This window comes from Streptomyces cynarae (assembly GCF_025642135.1).
Lineage (GTDB): Bacteria > Actinomycetota > Actinomycetes > Streptomycetales > Streptomycetaceae > Streptomyces > Streptomyces cynarae.
In genome coordinates this window covers 2,672,938-2,687,402 of record NZ_CP106793.1, presented here as the reverse complement: position 1 = coordinate 2,687,402, position 14,465 = coordinate 2,672,938, and the positions used below count along the sequence as shown (strand labels likewise).

Annotated in this window: 12 protein-coding genes and 1 pseudogene; 5 read left to right on the top strand and 8 right to left on the bottom strand. The window is 71.2% G+C overall.

Annotation, left to right across the window (positions count from 1 at the left end; all coding sequences use genetic code 11):
- Window positions 1-91 precede the first annotated feature (91 nt).
- Window positions 92-2,959 (bottom strand): annotated as a pseudogene (locus tag N8I84_RS12545) (AAA family ATPase).
- Between the two features lie 173 nt (window positions 2,960-3,132).
- Here N8I84_RS12545 and N8I84_RS12540 point away from each other — a divergent pair.
- The 3 genes from N8I84_RS12540 (at window position 3,133) to N8I84_RS12530 (ending at window position 6,426) form a co-directional block, all read left to right on the top strand.
- Complete coding sequence (locus N8I84_RS12540; RefSeq protein ID WP_263229600.1) at window positions 3,133-4,338, top strand: epoxide hydrolase family protein; 1,206 nt, start codon at window positions 3,133-3,135, stop codon at window positions 4,336-4,338.
- A 193-nt stretch (window positions 4,339-4,531) separates the two neighbouring features.
- Complete coding sequence (locus N8I84_RS12535) at window positions 4,532-5,542, top strand: small ribosomal subunit Rsm22 family protein (RefSeq protein ID WP_263229599.1); 1,011 nt, start codon at window positions 4,532-4,534, stop codon at window positions 5,540-5,542.
- Between the two features lie 152 nt (window positions 5,543-5,694).
- Window positions 5,695-6,426 carry a bifunctional DNA primase/polymerase gene (locus N8I84_RS12530; RefSeq protein ID WP_263229598.1) on the top strand — a complete coding sequence of 244 codons (732 nt, stop codon included), beginning with the start codon at window positions 5,695-5,697 and terminating at the stop codon, window positions 6,424-6,426.
- 75 nt (window positions 6,427-6,501) lie between these two features.
- Here the strand turns inward: N8I84_RS12530 and N8I84_RS12525 are convergent, their stop codons facing one another.
- Genes N8I84_RS12525 through efeO form a run of 4 tightly spaced genes read right to left on the bottom strand, consistent with a single transcriptional unit; the run spans window position 6,502 to window position 10,747 of the window.
- Entirely contained in the window at window positions 6,502-7,503 is a 1,002-nt protein-coding gene (locus N8I84_RS12525; protein WP_263229597.1) for a hypothetical protein, read from the bottom strand.
- On the bottom strand, window positions 7,460-8,335 hold the full coding sequence (gene efeU, locus N8I84_RS12520) for an iron uptake transporter permease EfeU (RefSeq protein ID WP_263229596.1): 876 nt from the start codon (window positions 8,333-8,335) through the stop codon (window positions 7,460-7,462). The genes N8I84_RS12525 and efeU overlap by 44 nt, the downstream gene beginning before the upstream one ends.
- 3 nt (window positions 8,336-8,338) lie before the next feature.
- On the bottom strand, window positions 8,339-9,589 hold the full coding sequence (gene efeB, locus N8I84_RS12515; RefSeq protein ID WP_263229595.1) for an iron uptake transporter deferrochelatase/peroxidase subunit: 1,251 nt from the start codon (window positions 9,587-9,589) through the stop codon (window positions 8,339-8,341).
- A gap of 15 nt (window positions 9,590-9,604) precedes the next feature.
- Entirely contained in the window at window positions 9,605-10,747 is a 1,143-nt protein-coding gene (gene efeO / locus N8I84_RS12510) for an iron uptake system protein EfeO (protein WP_263229594.1), read from the bottom strand.
- Between the two features lie 145 nt (window positions 10,748-10,892).
- On the opposite strand from efeO, the gene N8I84_RS12505 reads away from it, so the two are divergent.
- Complete coding sequence (locus N8I84_RS12505) at window positions 10,893-11,582, top strand: PhzF family phenazine biosynthesis protein (protein WP_263229593.1); 690 nt, start codon at window positions 10,893-10,895, stop codon at window positions 11,580-11,582.
- A 7-nt stretch (window positions 11,583-11,589) separates the two neighbouring features.
- Here N8I84_RS12505 and N8I84_RS12500 read toward each other — a convergent pair whose 3' ends face one another.
- Together N8I84_RS12500 and map are read right to left on the bottom strand one after the other, a co-directional pair.
- Window positions 11,590-12,258, bottom strand: a complete 669-nt coding sequence (locus N8I84_RS12500) for a biliverdin-producing heme oxygenase (protein WP_263229592.1) — start codon at window positions 12,256-12,258, stop codon at window positions 11,590-11,592.
- Window positions 12,259-12,374: 116 nt separating this feature from the next.
- Window positions 12,375-13,232 (bottom strand): type I methionyl aminopeptidase, encoded by an 858-nt coding sequence (gene map, locus N8I84_RS12495; RefSeq protein ID WP_263229591.1) that lies wholly within the window; start codon window positions 13,230-13,232, stop codon window positions 12,375-12,377.
- Between the two features lie 60 nt (window positions 13,233-13,292).
- Between map and N8I84_RS12490 the strand changes: the two genes are divergently transcribed.
- Window positions 13,293-13,523 carry a hypothetical protein gene (locus N8I84_RS12490; protein WP_200417093.1) on the top strand — a complete coding sequence of 77 codons (231 nt, stop codon included), beginning with the start codon at window positions 13,293-13,295 and terminating at the stop codon, window positions 13,521-13,523.
- 223 nt (window positions 13,524-13,746) lie between these two features.
- Here N8I84_RS12490 and N8I84_RS12485 read toward each other — a convergent pair whose 3' ends face one another.
- The gene (locus N8I84_RS12485) at window positions 13,747-14,349 is read right to left on the bottom strand and encodes a hypothetical protein (RefSeq protein WP_263229590.1); all 603 of its coding nucleotides are present in this window, start codon (window positions 14,347-14,349) and stop codon (window positions 13,747-13,749) included.
- Window positions 14,350-14,465 lie beyond the last annotated feature (116 nt).

Genomic DNA, 14,465 nt, shown 5'->3' with positions numbered 1-14,465 from the left:
TGACGGGGGCTCCGTCGAGTGAGCGGTGCTCCTTGGCCACGACGGGCGCTCTGTCGAACGAGCGGCGCTCTCCGGAATGGCGAGCGCTCTGTCAAGTGAGCGGTGCTCTTGGCGATGACGGGCGCTCCTTTAAGTGAGCGGCGCTCACAATGGGGACGGGTGCCAGCACTGCGCGGAGCTGCCTTCGGGAGCTGACTCCGAGCTTGGCGAACACGTTGCCGAGGTGCCATTCCACCGTGCGGGGGCTGATGAACAGCTGGGCAGCGATCTCCTGGTTGGTGTGCCCGTCCCTGGCCAGCCTGGCGACTTGCGCCTCCTGGCCGGTGAGCTCGGTGTCCGCGCCGATCGTCCGCCTGCGTGCGGTCTCGCCGGTCGTCAAAAGCTCCTTGCGGGCGCGATCGGCGAAACCGTCGGCTCCGAACCGGTTGAACGCCTCGTAGGCGAACCGCAGTTGAACACGGCTGTCCTGGCGGCGACTGCGACGACGCAGCCACTCGCCGTACAGCAGTCGGGCGCGAGCCAGTTGGACGGCGATCCGGCAGCGTCCGAGACGGCCGATCGCCTCCTGGTAGAGCGCATCGGCAGCCTGGCCGTCGCACAGCAGCGCGCGCGAGCACGCTTCCATGCCCAGGGCCCACTCCGTTCCGCTCGCACGTGTGCGGTCGGTGAGCTCGTCCAGCGCCGCCGCGGCGTCCTCCGGCCGACCGCAGCGGGCAGCCGCCTCGATCAGTTCGGTCAGGGCCCACCCGAAGAAGCCGAGATCCTCGTACTGGCATGCGCGCGTCGCGGCGGCAAGCGCGGCGTCGTAGCGGCCGAGGCCGTTGTACAGCACTGCGGTCGCGTACTCGGCGAGGCCGAGAGAGCGTCCCTCACCCCGGGCGCGCACCTCTTCGACGGTGCTCTCGATGAGCACCAGAGCCTGAGACTCGTGTGCCCGCCAGGCGTCGAGCAGCAAAGACGTGTACATCATGGGTGCGCCGCCCGCTGCCTCGGAGATCGCCGTCGCCTCGTCGACCAGGGCCGCCGCGGTGTCGAATTCGCCGGCATGGACGTGGAAGCACGCCTGGTACGTCAATGCCATGGGAAGGACGGCGAACGCCCCTGCTTCGCGGGCGATGCCGACGGCGCCGGTCGCCAGTTCGTACCACTCGTCGTCGGCCCACAGCTCCGGCGCGAGAGGCTCGGGTATCACCCGGAACGCCAGCCACAGCAGGCGCCCGTCCGCACCCGTCGCGCCGGATGCCTGCTCCTGCCGCACGACGCGCAGTGCGTGCCTGAGGGAGTCGACGCCGGCGGCGTAGCCGTCGAGGATCCGGGTGGCCATGCCGTCCAGAAGGACGTCCACCATCCGCGGCGGGGTCGGCGGCGGCGGTCCGGCGCGGGCGGCCTCGGCCACCTCCCGCAGCCCGGGTCCCGCGCTGAGACGGCCGGCGAAGATCGCCGCGCCGACCGCTTCCACCAGGGTGTCACGGGCGAGTGCGGCGTCGAGAGGTGCCAGTCGGTGTGCGGCGTCGAGCAGGAGCCGGGGCGCGTCGCCGCCCCTCAGCCGGGAGAAGACCAGCCGGGCTCGTAGCCGCTCGAGCCGGGCGCGCCGCAGGTCGTCGAGCGGGCCGGCCTCCGCGGCGGCCAGCATGGTGGAGGCCTGGTCGGTCTCTCCGGCGTCGATCTCGGCCTGGGCGGCGGCCAGTGCCCGGGCGACGCGGCGTGCGGGATCGGGGTCAGTTCCGCCGCCCGCCGCAGGAACGCGGCTGCCGCGGCGGCGCCTCCTGCTTCGGGCCCGGTCGGCCGAGCGCTCCAGGTCGACGGCGACGTCTTCGCCGGGCCGGGCGGCGGCGTGAGCGCGGTGCCACGCCCTGCGATCAGGATCGAGGTGGGGATCGGTGGCTTCTGCCAGCACTCGGTGTGCCGCCCGGCGCTCCGGCGCGGACGCCCTGTGGTAAATGGCCGAACGTACGAGGGGATGGTGGAAGCGCACCTGTGTGCCGAATTCGACGAGCCCCGCGTCCTCGGCCGGCGCCGCGGCGGCATCGGGTATCTGTTGCAGACCGGCCGCGCGCCACAACAGGGACGCGTCTCCGGTCGGTTCAGCCGCAGCGGTCAGCAGGAGACGCCGGCTGGCTGGTGGAAGCGACCGGAACTGCTCATGGAAAGCGATCTCGATCCGGCTCGCCAGGGGACCCCTGCCGGGAAGCGAGAAACCACCCGCCAGCTCCGCGGGCGCGCGGGGCAGTTGCAGCAGGGCCATCGGGTTGCCCTGGGCCTCGGCGACGATCCGGTCCCGCACCAGCGGGTCGAGGGGCACGCGGAGGGTGGAAGCCAGCAGAGTACGGGCGTCGGGCTCGCTCAGGCCGCCGACGATCAACTCCGGCAGACCGGCCAGCTCACGATGGTCATCAGGCTCCCGCAGGGCGAAGATCAGCACTAGCGGCTCGGCCATCAACCGCCTCGCGACGAACGCCAGCGCCCCCCTGGACTCCTCATCCAGCCACTGCGCATCATCGATGAGGCAGGCCAGCGGCTGGGCCTCGGCGGCACCGGCCAGCAGATCCAGTGCGGCCAGGCCCACCAGGTACCGGCTCGGCGCCTTGCCGTCCTGAAGTCCGAACGCGACGGACAACGCATCGCGCTGCGGCTCCGGCAGCTCTGGAAGCCGGTCCGGCGTGCAGGTGATCGTGCAGAGCTGATGGAGACCCGCGAACGGAAGCTTCATCTCCGACTCGATGCCCAAGATGCCGACGGTACGGAACCCGACGGCCCGGTCGGCCGCGTAGTTCAGCAACGCGGTCTTGCCGATCCCCGCCTCGCCGCGAAGGACCAGGACCGCGCTGCTGCCCGCCCGCGCCGTGGCCAGCATCCGCTCTAGCGCGGCCAGCTCCCGGTCCCGCCCCAGCAGTCCGACCCGAGTGCCGGACGCGGGGCTGCTCCGTCCGACAGCACCCGATGCCACGATTGTCACCATAGTTCTCTTTTGGGTGTTCAGAGAGGTCACGGGTCCCCGCCCCGGGGGCGATGCCTCCCCGGGGCGGCCACGGGACCGATCCCCGGGGGTTTCCCGGGGGCGACGCAGGCCCGACCTCGGAAGGGTGGACGAGTCGGCGACACGCGGTCGCCGGCGACAACAAGGAGATTTACATGTCCATCACTCCCGGCACTGCGGAGATCCGGCCGTTCACGTTCGAGTTCCCCGAGGCGGAACTCGAGGATCTGCGTGCGCGCATCAAGGCGGCGCGGTGGCCCGAGAAGGAGACCGTCGCGGACCAGTCGCAGGGCACGCAGCTGGAGACGATGAAGGAGCTCGCACGGTACTGGGCGTCGGAGTACGACTGGCGCAAGACCGAGGCGAAGCTGAAGGCCCTGCCGCACTTCATCACCGAGATCGACGGTCTGGACATCCACTTCATCCACGTCCGGTCGAAGCATGAGGATGCTCTGCCGCTGATCGTCACCCACGGGTGGCCGGGCTCGATCATCGAGCAGCTGAAGATGATCGAGCCGCTGACCGACCCCACCGCCCACGGCGGGAGCGCCTCGGACGCCTTCCACGTGGTCATCCCGTCGATGCCCGGCTACGGCTTCTCGGGCAAGCCGACGTCGACCGGCTGGGGTCCCGAGCGCATCGCACGCGCCTGGGGCGAGCTGATGAAGCGCCTCGGCTACACCAGGTATGCCGCCCAGGGCGGCGACTGGGGTGCGATCATCACCGACTTCATGGGCGTCCAGGAGCCCGAGGGCTTGATCGGCATCCACACCAACATGGCCGGCGTGATCCCGCCCGCCATCGACGCCGCGCTCATCGCGGGCAACCCGTTGCCCGCGGGCCTGTCGCTCTCCGACGAGGAGAAGGCGGCGGTCGAGCAGCTGGACTTCGTGTACCGGCACGTCTACTTCGCCTACCTGATGGGGTCGCGTCCGCAGTCGCTGACCGGGCTGGCGGACTCCCCGGTCGGTCTGGCGTCCTTCATGCTCGACCATGACGCGGCCAGCCTGGCCATGATCTCCCGGGCTTTCGCCGGACAGACCGAAGGCCTCACCCGGGACGACGTCCTCGACAACCTCACGCTCTTCTGGCTGACCAACACGGCGATCTCCGCTGCTCGGCTCTACGCGGAGAACAAGACCTCGTTCTTCGGAGTCAAGGGAGTCCTTCTCCCCGTCGCCGTGAGCGTCTTCCCCGACGAGATGTACCAGGCCCCGAAGAGCTGGGCGGAGCAGGCCTACCCGAACCTGGTCCACTACAACAGGCTCCCCAAGGGCGGCCACTTCGCGGCCTGGGAGCAGCCGAAGCTGCTCGTGGAGGAGATTCGTGCGGGCCTCCGGACGCTCCGCCAGATGATCTGACCGTGTCCGACCGTCCATACGGGCGCTAGCCAGGCAGGGGCGACCGGGTGCTCGAGCTTCGAGCGCTCGGTCGCTGCGGGCTGTGTGGTGGTTCGCGCGCCGAAGCGAGCGCCGCTCTCCAAAGCGAGTGCCGCGCGCCGAAGCGAGCGCCGCTCTCCCAAGTGAGCACCGCTCACCGCCCTAGAATCGGCACGTGAACGCCCCCGACTCCTCAGCCGACGCCCTCCGTGCCGCCCTCTCGCGGCTGCTCGACGGGCTTCCGTCCCGGCAGGCCGCGCAGGCCGTGGACCGGCTGATCGCCAACTACCGGGGGCGGACCCCGACCGACGCGCCCGTGCTGCGCGACCGCTCCGACGTCGTCGCCTACGCCGCCTACCGCATGCCCGCCACCTTCGAGGCGGTGTCCGCGGCGCTCGGCGCCTTCGCGGACGCCGTCCCCGGCTGGGTGCCCGCGAGCCATGTGGACGTCGGCGGCGGCACCGGCGCCGCGACCTGGGCCGTGAGCGCCACATGGGGCGGCGAGCGCCCGGTGACCGTGCTCGACTGGGCCGAGCCCGCGCTGGCACTCGGCCGGGAGATCGCCGCCGAACACCCGGCGCTCAAGGCCGCCGAGTGGCGCCGCTCTCGTATCGGATCGGCGCTCAGCATAGAGAGCACTGATCTCGTCACGGTCTCGTACGTCCTCGGCGAGCTGACCGAAGCCGACCGCGCCGCCGTCGTCGACGCCGCGGCCACCGCCGCCCAGGCCGTCGTCATCGTCGAGCCCGGCACCCCCGACGGCTACGCCCGCGTGATCGAGGCGCGCGACCGCCTGATCCGCGCCGGCTTCCATGTCGCCGCCCCCTGCCCGCACAGCGCCGCCTGCCCCATCGTCCCCGGCGAGGACTGGTGCCACTTCTCGGCCCGCGTCAGCCGTTCCTCACTGCACCGCCAGGTCAAGGGCGGCTCGCTGGCGTACGAGGACGAGAAGTTCAGCTATGTCGCCGCGGCCCGTTTCCCGGTGCGCCCCGCCGCCTCCCGAGTGGTCCGGCGCCCCCAGATCCGCAAGGGCCAGGTGCTCCTCGACCTGTGCGGCCCGGACGAGTCCCTGCACCGCGACACGGTCACCAAGCGCCACGGTCCTCTCTACAGGGCCGCCCGCGACGCGGATTGGGGCGACGCCTGGCCCGCACCCCGCGACGATGCACACGGACGGACCGGATGAAACGGCGCGATGTCCGCCGACGGCGCACCGCAGTTGGCATCGCCCTACCCGCCGCCGTGCTCGCCCCGGTGGGCAACTCCGGTCACCCGGCGCGCAGGATGGTGGGACGATAGGGCATGCTGTCAAGACACAGCAGCGAGGCGAGGGGATAGATGAGCGCAGACTTCGGCCGCCGCACGAGCGTGCAGGGCAGGATCTCCCAGTGGCTGCGCGGACGACGTCCCGCCCGTCTCAAGGAGGACGCCGGCGACGGCGGCCGTGAGGCGATGCTGCTGGCTGCCGCCGCCGCGGGGCTGCCGCTCGCGCCCGCCGCCCACCCCGTCGGCTACCGCTGTTCCTGTGACCGCGTCGGCTGTCCCACGCCTGCCCGACACCCGGTCTCCTTCGCCTGGCAGACGCAGTCCACCACGGACCGCGGGCAGGTCGAGCGATGGGCCCGGCACCAGCCGCAGGCCAACTTCATCACCGCCACCGGGATGGTGCACGACGTGCTCGACGTCCCGCGCGAGGCCGGCGAGAAGGCCCTGGACCGGCTGCTCGCGTCCGGTGTCGAGGTGGGTCCGGTCGCCACGACCGGGGACGGCCGCATGCTGTTCTTCACGCTGACCCGCGGCACGCCCGAGGACGAGGACGAGTGGTGGCCGTGCGAACTGGACTGCCACCCCGAGACGATGGACGAGCACCCGGGACTGCGGTGGCACTGCCGGGGGTCGTATGTGCTGGTGCCTCCGGCGCAGTTGCCGGGGGAGCTGACCGTGGAGTGGGTGCGGGGGCCCGAGCACGCGCTGCCGGATCCGCTGAGCCTGCTCGAGGTGCTCACCGATGCGTGCGCGCGGTACGCGGGCGAGGAGAGCGAGTTGGCGGGCTGGCCCCACCGGGGCTGAGCCCCGGCCAAGACCCCCGTCACCGCGTCGCTCCCCTTGCTCCCGTCACTCCCGCTCGGCTTACTCCACCTCGGCTCACTCCCCCTCGGCCCCCGTGAGCCCCTCCACCCGGCTCACGAACTTCACTGGGCCCTTCCTCGGATCCAGCACCGCCTGGTTCGACACGTACTCCAGGGTCAGGGACTGCTTGACCTCCCCGGTCAGCAGGGCCTTGATGTTCGGGTCGCTGATGTTGATGTTCACCCCCTGCGCGGCCGTCTGCCTCTCGTAGTGGTGTGTGGCGAAGAACACCAGCGCCCCGCCGTCCGTGGTGCGCAGCCCCACCGGGGCGTAGTCACCGTTCGTCAGCGACTCGTCGATGTACTGCCGGGCCAGCCCGGGCTGGCTCGCGTTCTTCAGCCGGGTGGCGCGCCACTGCGAGGTGTGCGGGCCGGGCGCGAACACGTCCCCGCCGCTTCGCAGATAGGTCGCGTACGCGGTGCTGAGCTTTTGGGGCTGGACGGCGAGCGCCGGGTCGTCCGCGGTGACGGGTTCGGCCCAGCCGTCCTTGTCCGTCTTGAACGCCGGTACGTCGCCGGGCGCGAGGATCGTCAGGTACGACACCGCCCACACCTTGCTCGCATCGGAGCGGGTGAAGACGAGCAGCCAATGGGCGTCCGCGCTGCCCTTGTTGGCGCGGGTGTCGGCGACGAACCAGCGCGGCCAGCCGGCCTTCCTCGGGATCGTGAACTTGGCGTCGGTCAGCTTCAGCGGCACATGGCCGGGGTTGCCGCCCGGATTGATCTTGTGCCCGGCCTCCAGTTTGCCGCCGTCGATGGCGCCGAGCGCACCGGTGACCCGGCTCGCGTCCAGAGACCGGTCGTACGCCTTGTCCGCCTTGTTGTAGGCGGTGAGGAAGTCCGTCAGCGCGCGGGCCGCATCGGCGCGTGTCGCCGTCGGTACGACCTCCCGCTCGCCGTGCACCACGACGCAGCCGCTCGCCGTCACGGACAGAACGGTCACCGCCGCCGTTGCCAGGGCGAACCGGTTAGGACTACGAAGCGTTCGAGGGCTGCGATCCCCGCGATCCCTGCTCATCAGTGACCTTCACCTTCCCCTTTCCGGAGGCGAACCCTACCGGGGACAGGAAAAGCGCGAGCGTCGGGATCAAGTAGAGCAGCCACACCGTGACCTGAAGGACCGTCGGATCGGGCTGGAAGTTGAACACGCCCTTCAGCAGCGTGCCGTACCAGCTGTCCGGCGGAACGGTGCCGCTGATGTCGAAGGCGAGGCTCGTCAGGCCCGGGACCCAGCCGGCCTCCTGCAGGTCGTGGAAGCCGTAGGCGAGCACGCCCGCGGCGACGACGACCAGCATGCCGCCGGTCCAGGTGAAGAACTTCGCCAGGTTGATCTTCAGGGCGCCGCGGTAGAACAGCCAGCCCAGGAAGACGGCCGTGGCGAGGCCCAGGGCGACGCCGACGAGCGGGCGGGGGGTGCCGTCGCTCGCCGCGTGCACCGACGCCCACACGAACAGGGCGGTCTCCAGCCCCTCGCGGCCCACGGCGAGGAAAGCGGTGGCGACCAGCGCGCCCGTGCCCATCGCCAGGGCCGCGTCCAGCTTGCCGTGCAGTTCGGACCTCAGATGCCGGGCGGTGCGCCGCATCCAGAAGACCATCCATGTCACCAGGCCGACGGCGAGGATCGACAGGGAGCCGCCGAGCGCCTCCTGCGCCTGGAACGTCAGCTCCTGGGAGCCGAACTCGAGGACGCAGCCGAAGCCGAGCGCGATGGCGACCGCGATGCCGATGCCGGTCCAGATCGGCTTCAGGGCGTCGCGGCGGCCGGTCTTGACCAGGTAGGCGATCAGGATGCAGACGACGAGGCTGGCCTCCAGCCCCTCGCGCAGGCCGATCAGATAGTTGGAGAACACGGGCTACGCCTCCTCGGACAGCAGGGTGCGGCCCCACCAGTCGCCGGAGTCCCGGACGCCGGGCGGGATGGCGAAGAGGGCCGAACCCACGTGCTGGATGTACTCGTTGAGCGCGTCGTGCGCCGCCAGCCTGCGCTGGAGCGGGATGAACCCCTTGCGCACGTCGCGCTGGTAGGCCAGGAAGAACAGGCCCGCGTCCAGGCGGCCGAGGCCGTCGGTGCCGTCGGTGAAGGAGTAACCCCGGCGCAGGATGGTGATGCCGTCGTTGGAGTCGGGGTGCGCGAGCCGCACGTGCGCGTCGGGCTTCATCGCCTTCAGGAACGGCTCGTCGTGCTCCTTCGCCCTGCCGACCGGTGCGCCCTCGCGCTTGTCCCGGCCGAAGACGTCCTCCTGCTCCTGCAGCGAGGTCCGGTCCCAGGTCTCGACGTTCATGCGTATCCGCCGGGCGACCAGGTACGAGCCTCCGGTCATCCATTCCGGCCCGTCCCCGTCGCCGACCCACACGAACTTCTTCAGCCGGTCCTCTTCCGTCCCCGCGATGTTGCGGGTGCCGTCCTTGAACCCGAAGAGGTTGCGCGGGGTCTGCGCGTCGGGAGTCGTCGAGGAGGTCTTGCCGAAGCCGAGCTGGGACCAGCGGATCGCGACCTTGCCGAAGCCGATGCGGGCCAGGTTGCGGATCGCGTGAACGGCGACCTGTGGGTCGTCCGCGCAGGCCTGGACGCACAGATCGCCGCCCGTGCGGGACCGGTCCAGGTTGTCGCCGGGGAACTTCGGCAGGTCGACCAGCGCCTCGGGCCGCTTGTCCCGCAGCCCGAACTTGTCGAAGAGCGACGGCCCGAAGCCGATCGTCAGGGTCAGCCGCGAGGGCTTGAGACCCAGCGCCTCCCCGGTGTCGTCCGGCGGCGCCTCGGCGAGCCCGCCGTACGCGCCCTCACCGATGGCCTGCCCGGCCGTCATCCGCCGGGCCGCGGCCGTCCAGTCCTTCAGCATCTGCACGAACTCGGCGCGGTCGTCGGTCTTCACGTCGAACGCGGCGAAGTGCAGCCGGTCCTGCACGGGCGTGGCGACGCCCGCCTGGTGGGCGCCGTGGAACTCCACCGCGCCACCGGCCTCCGCCGCGGCCGGATCCACGTCGTTGCCCGCGTTCGCGGCCGCCACCGCGCCACCGGCCACGGCGGCACCGAGCGCGAGCCCGGCGCCTGTCCAGCCGATCAGCGCCCGGCGCGACGGACTGCTCCCCTGGATGTCGGTCATCGCCCTACCCCCTGCTTACTTCACGACCGCGGCGGCGAGCTTGGAGAGCGGCTCGGCGAGCGCGTTCACCGCGTCCGAGAGCTCCTTCTGCTGGTTCTCGGTGACCTTGTCGTAGGAGACGAACTCGTACGAGGCCTTGTCCGAGCGGTACTTGTCCAGCAGGGCGTTCAGCGCGGCGAACTGCTTGTCCAGCTCCTCGGCCAGCGCCGGGTCGTTCTTCGACGCGACCGGCTTCAGCAGCTCGTACGCCTTCTGCGCGCCCTCCACGTTGCCCTTGAAGTCGACGAGGTCGGTGTGGGAGTAGCGCTCCTCCTCACCGGTGACCTTGCCGGTGGCGACCTCGTCGAGGAGTTCCTTGGCGCCGTTGGCCATGGAGGTCGGGGTGATCTCGGCGGTGCCGACCTTCTCCTGCCACTCCTTCAGGTCGGTCACCAGCTGGTCGGCGAGGGACTTCTCCTCGGCGCCGATCTTCTTGTCCTGCCAGAGGGCCTTCTCCAGACGGTGCCAGCCGGTCCACTTCTGGCCGTCCTCCAGGCCGTCCTCGCGGACGTCGACCTTCGGGTCGATGTCGCCGAAGGACTCGGCGACGGGCTCGGTGCGCTCCCAGCCGAGGCGGGAGGGGGCGTACGCCTTCTTCGCCGCCTCCAGGTCACCGGCCTTCACGGCGTCGGTGAACACCTTGACCTTGGGCAGCGTCTCGTCGGCCTGCGCTTGCGCGTACTCGCGGTAGGCGGCCACGGCCTGGTCCAGGCGCGGGTCGCGCTTGGCGACGCTGCCGCCGCCGGTGGCCTTGACGGTCTGGCGTATGCCCTTGCCCGTCATGCCCGGCTTGCAGGCGATCTGGTAGTCGCCGGCCTTCACCTCGGCGGTGACCGTCTGCTTGGTGCCGGGGCCGATGTTCTCGCGCTCGGCGACGATCCGGTCGTCCGGGAAGAGCAGGTACACCTCGGTCACCTTGGCGCCCTTGTTCTCGACCGCCACCTCGACGTGCCCGGCCGGGAACTCCTTCTTGGACACCTCGCACTTCGAGTCGGTGGCGGTCACCCGGATCGCGCGGTCGGATCCCTCAGCGGTGCTCTTCTCCGTGCATCCGGTGAGAGCGGTCAGAGCCGCCGCGGTGGCGGCGGCGGTGACGACGGAGAGTCGAACGGCTCGCATGCAGGCTCCAGGAAGAACGGTTCGGTGAGGCTTGCCTAATTTAACTGAGCATTACCTGCCCCATACCCACCCGGACCGTGATTCAGGTCTCACTGGGGTCTTCGGGGCTCCGCCCTGAGTCCCCGGGTGATGTTTGAATGCGCCGGTGACTGACTACGACGTGCTGCGCGTCTTCTGCGGACCCAGCGGCGGCTACGGCAACGAACTCGGCGTCGTCCGGGACGGTTCGCTGATGCCCGGGCGGGACGAGCGGCAGACGTTCGCCGCCAAACTCGGCTTCAGCGAGACCGTGTTCGTCGACGACCCCGAGCGCGGGATCATCGACATCTACACGCCCACGCTGCGGCTGCCGTTCGCCGGGCACCCCTGCGTGGGCACGGCCTGGCTGCTCGATCTGCCGGAACTCGTCACTCCGGCCGGTGTGGTGGGGGCGCGTCAGGACGGCGAGTTCAGCTGGATCGAGGCCCGCCCGGAGTGGGCGCCGCCGCGCACGCTGCGGCAGTACGCGACGGCCGCGGAGGTGGACGGCCTGGCCGTCCCGCCGCTGGGGGAGTGGGTCTACGCCTGGGCGTGGGAGGACGAGTCGGCGGGCCGGATCCGCGCCCGAGGCTTCCCTGGCCGAATGGATGAGCGCGGCGTCAGCCGCTCCAGTGGAGCCGGTGCTTGCACCGGGGGCATCGGGGAGGACGAGGCGACTGGGGCGGCGGCGCTCCTGCTCACGGCCCGACTCGGCCGCGCGCTCAACATCCGCCAGGGAGCGGGCTCGCAGATCCTGACGGCGCCGCAGCCGGAGGGGTGGGTGGAGGTCGGGGGCAGGGTGTTTCTGGAACGCTGACCCCGTGCTAGGCGCTCAGTGGGAACTCCTCGCCCAGAGCCCGGAAGACCGCCGTGTTGAGTGTGTACGCCCGCCGGCACTCGGCGATGACCCGCTGCTTCTCCAGGTCGTCGACCCGGATGCCGTCCAGGAGGGTCCGGTACGTCCTCTTGAACGCCGCCGGGTTGGGGATCGCGTCGAACACATAGAACCGGACCCCGTCGCCCTTCCGGGTGAAGCCCCATGTCCTCTCGGCCATGTCGCGGATGATCTGGCCGCCGGCGAGGTCGCCCATGTAGCGGGTGTAGTGATGTGCGACGTATCCGCCGGGCCACTTTTCGGCGCACGCCCGCACCCGGTTCGCGTACGTCCGCGTCGCGGGCAGCGCCGTGACGTGCGCCCGCCACTCGGGTCCGCGCAGATGCGCCAGGTCCCGCTCCAGCGCGGTCAGCCGGAACAGCTCCGGCCGCAGGAACGGCCCGGCCACCGGGTCGCCCGCCAGCCGGGCGGCGGCGGACTCCAGGGCCTCGTACACGAACCACAGCTGCTCCGTGTACCGCGTGTACGCGTCCACGCCGAGCCTGCCGCCGAGCAGTCCGGTGATGAACCCGGAGGTGTTCGCCTCCCGGTGCCCGTCCTGTGACGCGGCGCGGATGAGCGCCGAGAAGGCCGTGTCGGCCGTCTCCGGGGTGTTCATGAGGCCTCCGCGGTTTGCCGACATCCTGTCGGCAAAATCCTACCCGCGATCCGCTCCCGGCCCACGCGAAAGAGCCCGCTCTGTGGACAGAGCGGGCTCCGGGGGGTGCGGCGTGGCTACGGCAGCGTGAGGATCTCCGCGCCCGTCTCCGTGACGACCAGCGTGTGCTCGAACTGCGCGGTCCGCTTGCGGTCCTTCGTGACGACCGTCCATCCGTCGTCCCACATGTCGTACTCGTGCGTGCCGAGGGTGAGCATGGGCTCGATGGTGAAGGTCATGCCGGGCTGCATCACCGTGGTCGCGTGCGGGCTGTCGTAGTGCGGGATGATCAGCCCCGAGTGGAACGACGAGTTGATCCCGTGACCGGTGAAGTCCCGCACGACCCCGTACCCGAACCGCTTCGCGTACGACTCGATGACGCGGCCGATGACGTTGATCTGGCGGCCGGGCCTGACGGCCTTGACGGCACGGTTGAGGGACTCGCGGGTGCGCTCGACGAGCAGCCGGGACTCCTCGTCGACGTCGCCGACCAGGTAGGTGGCGTTGGTGTCGCCGTGGACGCCGCCGATGTACGCGGTCACGTCGAGGTTGATGATGTCGCCGTCGCGCAGGACCGTGGAGTCCGGGATGCCGTGGCAGATGACCTCGTTGATCGAGGTGCACAGCGACTTGGGGAACCCGCGGTAGCCCAGGGTGGAGGGGTAGGCGCCGTGGTCGCACATGTACTCGTGCGCGACGCGGTCCAGCTCGTCCGTGGTGACGCCCGGGGCGACGATCTTCGCCGCCTCGGCCATCGCCCGCGCCGCGATACGCCCGGCGAGACGCATCGCCTCGACGGTCTCGGGGGTCTGCACCTCCGGCCCGGTGTACGGGGTCGGCGCCGGTTTGCCGACGTACTCGGGGCGGCGGATGTTTCCGGGCACGGAACGGGTGGGAGACAGCTCTCCTGGTACGAGCAGCGACTGGCCAGACATGCCAGCGAGTCTATCCAGCGGCCGTGCGGGACCATGGCCGTGGTGAAAGGAGCTCCTGCGATGGCGCTGTTCAGGAAGCGTACGGTCGGAAAGCCGGGCGAGTGGTACTACTGCCTGGTCCACCAGAAGGTCGAGGAGGGCCCGGACTGCCCCGCGAAGGACCGTTTCGGCCCGTACGCGTCCCGTCAGGAGGCGGAACACGCGATGGAGACGGCACGGGAGCGGAACGTCGAGTGGGAGACGGACCCGCGCTGGCACGACGCGCCTCCGGCGGAACGGGAGGGGGACTGAGTCCCGGGTTCGCGGAGCGGCATGGGGACTGAGCCCGGGGGCTCCCGCGGAGCGGCATGGGGACTGAGCCGGGGGCTCCCGCGGAGCGGCATGGGGACTGAGCCGGAGGCTCACGCACCGCCTCCGCCGCTGCCCGGCGGAGACAGGAGGCCCCCACCCGTTCGCCTTTCGGGCGGGTGGGTGCCCACCGCCCGGCGCCCGGGGCAACCGGGTCTCCCGCCGGCTACCACCGCGCCGGCGGCGGCTCCGTCAGCTGCTCCGCCAGCCGGGACAGACGGTCCCTGAAGCGGCGGCGGCCCCGTGGAGCCGGCAGCCGGTTCTCCCCGGCCGCGGCGCTCACCAGGTGCTGCACCGTGTCCAGGTCCAGATCCGTCTCCGCGGGCACCGTCAGCGACTCGTGTGCCAGAGCCGTCAGGTCCGGGTCCCCGGCGTCCAGCGCCAGCACCGTCGCCCCGGCCCGCCGCGCGTCGTGGACCCGCTCCAGCAGCCCCGCCCCCGGCGCGGCGGGCGACACCACCAGCAGTGTCTCCCCGCGCCGCGCCGCCGACAGCCGTCCCGGCCCCACCGCCAGGTGCGCCGGGTCCGAGGCCCGCGCCGCGTGCCGCACCAGCGTCGGGGACAGCTCCGGGGTCCCGGACCAGGCCGCCTCGTCGGCCAGGTGCGCCGCCAGGTGCCACGGCTCGTACTCCTGAGTGCCCACGAGCAGCAGTCCGCCCCCGTGCGACACCACGGACCCGCGCAGCGCCCCCGCGAACCGCCGCGTGGCGACCGGCCACTCGGTCCCGGCGAGCACTTCCCGCAGCAAGGCGACCCGTACGGCGTCCATACGCAGGCATCCTGCCGCAAACGGCCCCTGGGGAGCGGGTGTTCCCCCCGAATTCCCCCGACCCGGGGACGATCGGGACCACCGGCCGCAGACGCACCACCGCCCACCGCCGCCGG

Bases quoted from the DNA above. Each gene is read 5' to 3' on its own strand.
- N8I84_RS12490 (WP_200417093.1), top strand. From the start codon at position 13,293: ATGGCGCTGTTCAGGAAGCGTACGGTCGGAAAGCCGGGCGAGTGGTAC.
- map (WP_263229591.1), bottom strand. From the start codon at position 13,232: ATGTCTGGCCAGTCGCTGCTCGTACCAGGAGAGCTGTCTCCCACCCGT.
- N8I84_RS12540 (WP_263229600.1), top strand. From the start codon at position 3,133: ATGTCCATCACTCCCGGCACTGCGGAGATCCGGCCGTTCACGTTCGAG.
- efeO (WP_263229594.1), bottom strand. From the start codon at position 10,747: ATGCGAGCCGTTCGACTCTCCGTCGTCACCGCCGCCGCCACCGCGGCG.
- N8I84_RS12500 (WP_263229592.1), bottom strand. From the start codon at position 12,258: ATGAACACCCCGGAGACGGCCGACACGGCCTTCTCGGCGCTCATCCGC.
- N8I84_RS12485 (WP_263229590.1), bottom strand. From the start codon at position 14,349: ATGGACGCCGTACGGGTCGCCTTGCTGCGGGAAGTGCTCGCCGGGACC.
- N8I84_RS12525 (WP_263229597.1), bottom strand. From the start codon at position 7,503: ATGAGCAGGGATCGCGGGGATCGCAGCCCTCGAACGCTTCGTAGTCCT.
- N8I84_RS12530 (WP_263229598.1), top strand. From the start codon at position 5,695: ATGAGCGCAGACTTCGGCCGCCGCACGAGCGTGCAGGGCAGGATCTCC.
- efeB (WP_263229595.1), bottom strand. From the start codon at position 9,589: ATGACCGACATCCAGGGGAGCAGTCCGTCGCGCCGGGCGCTGATCGGC.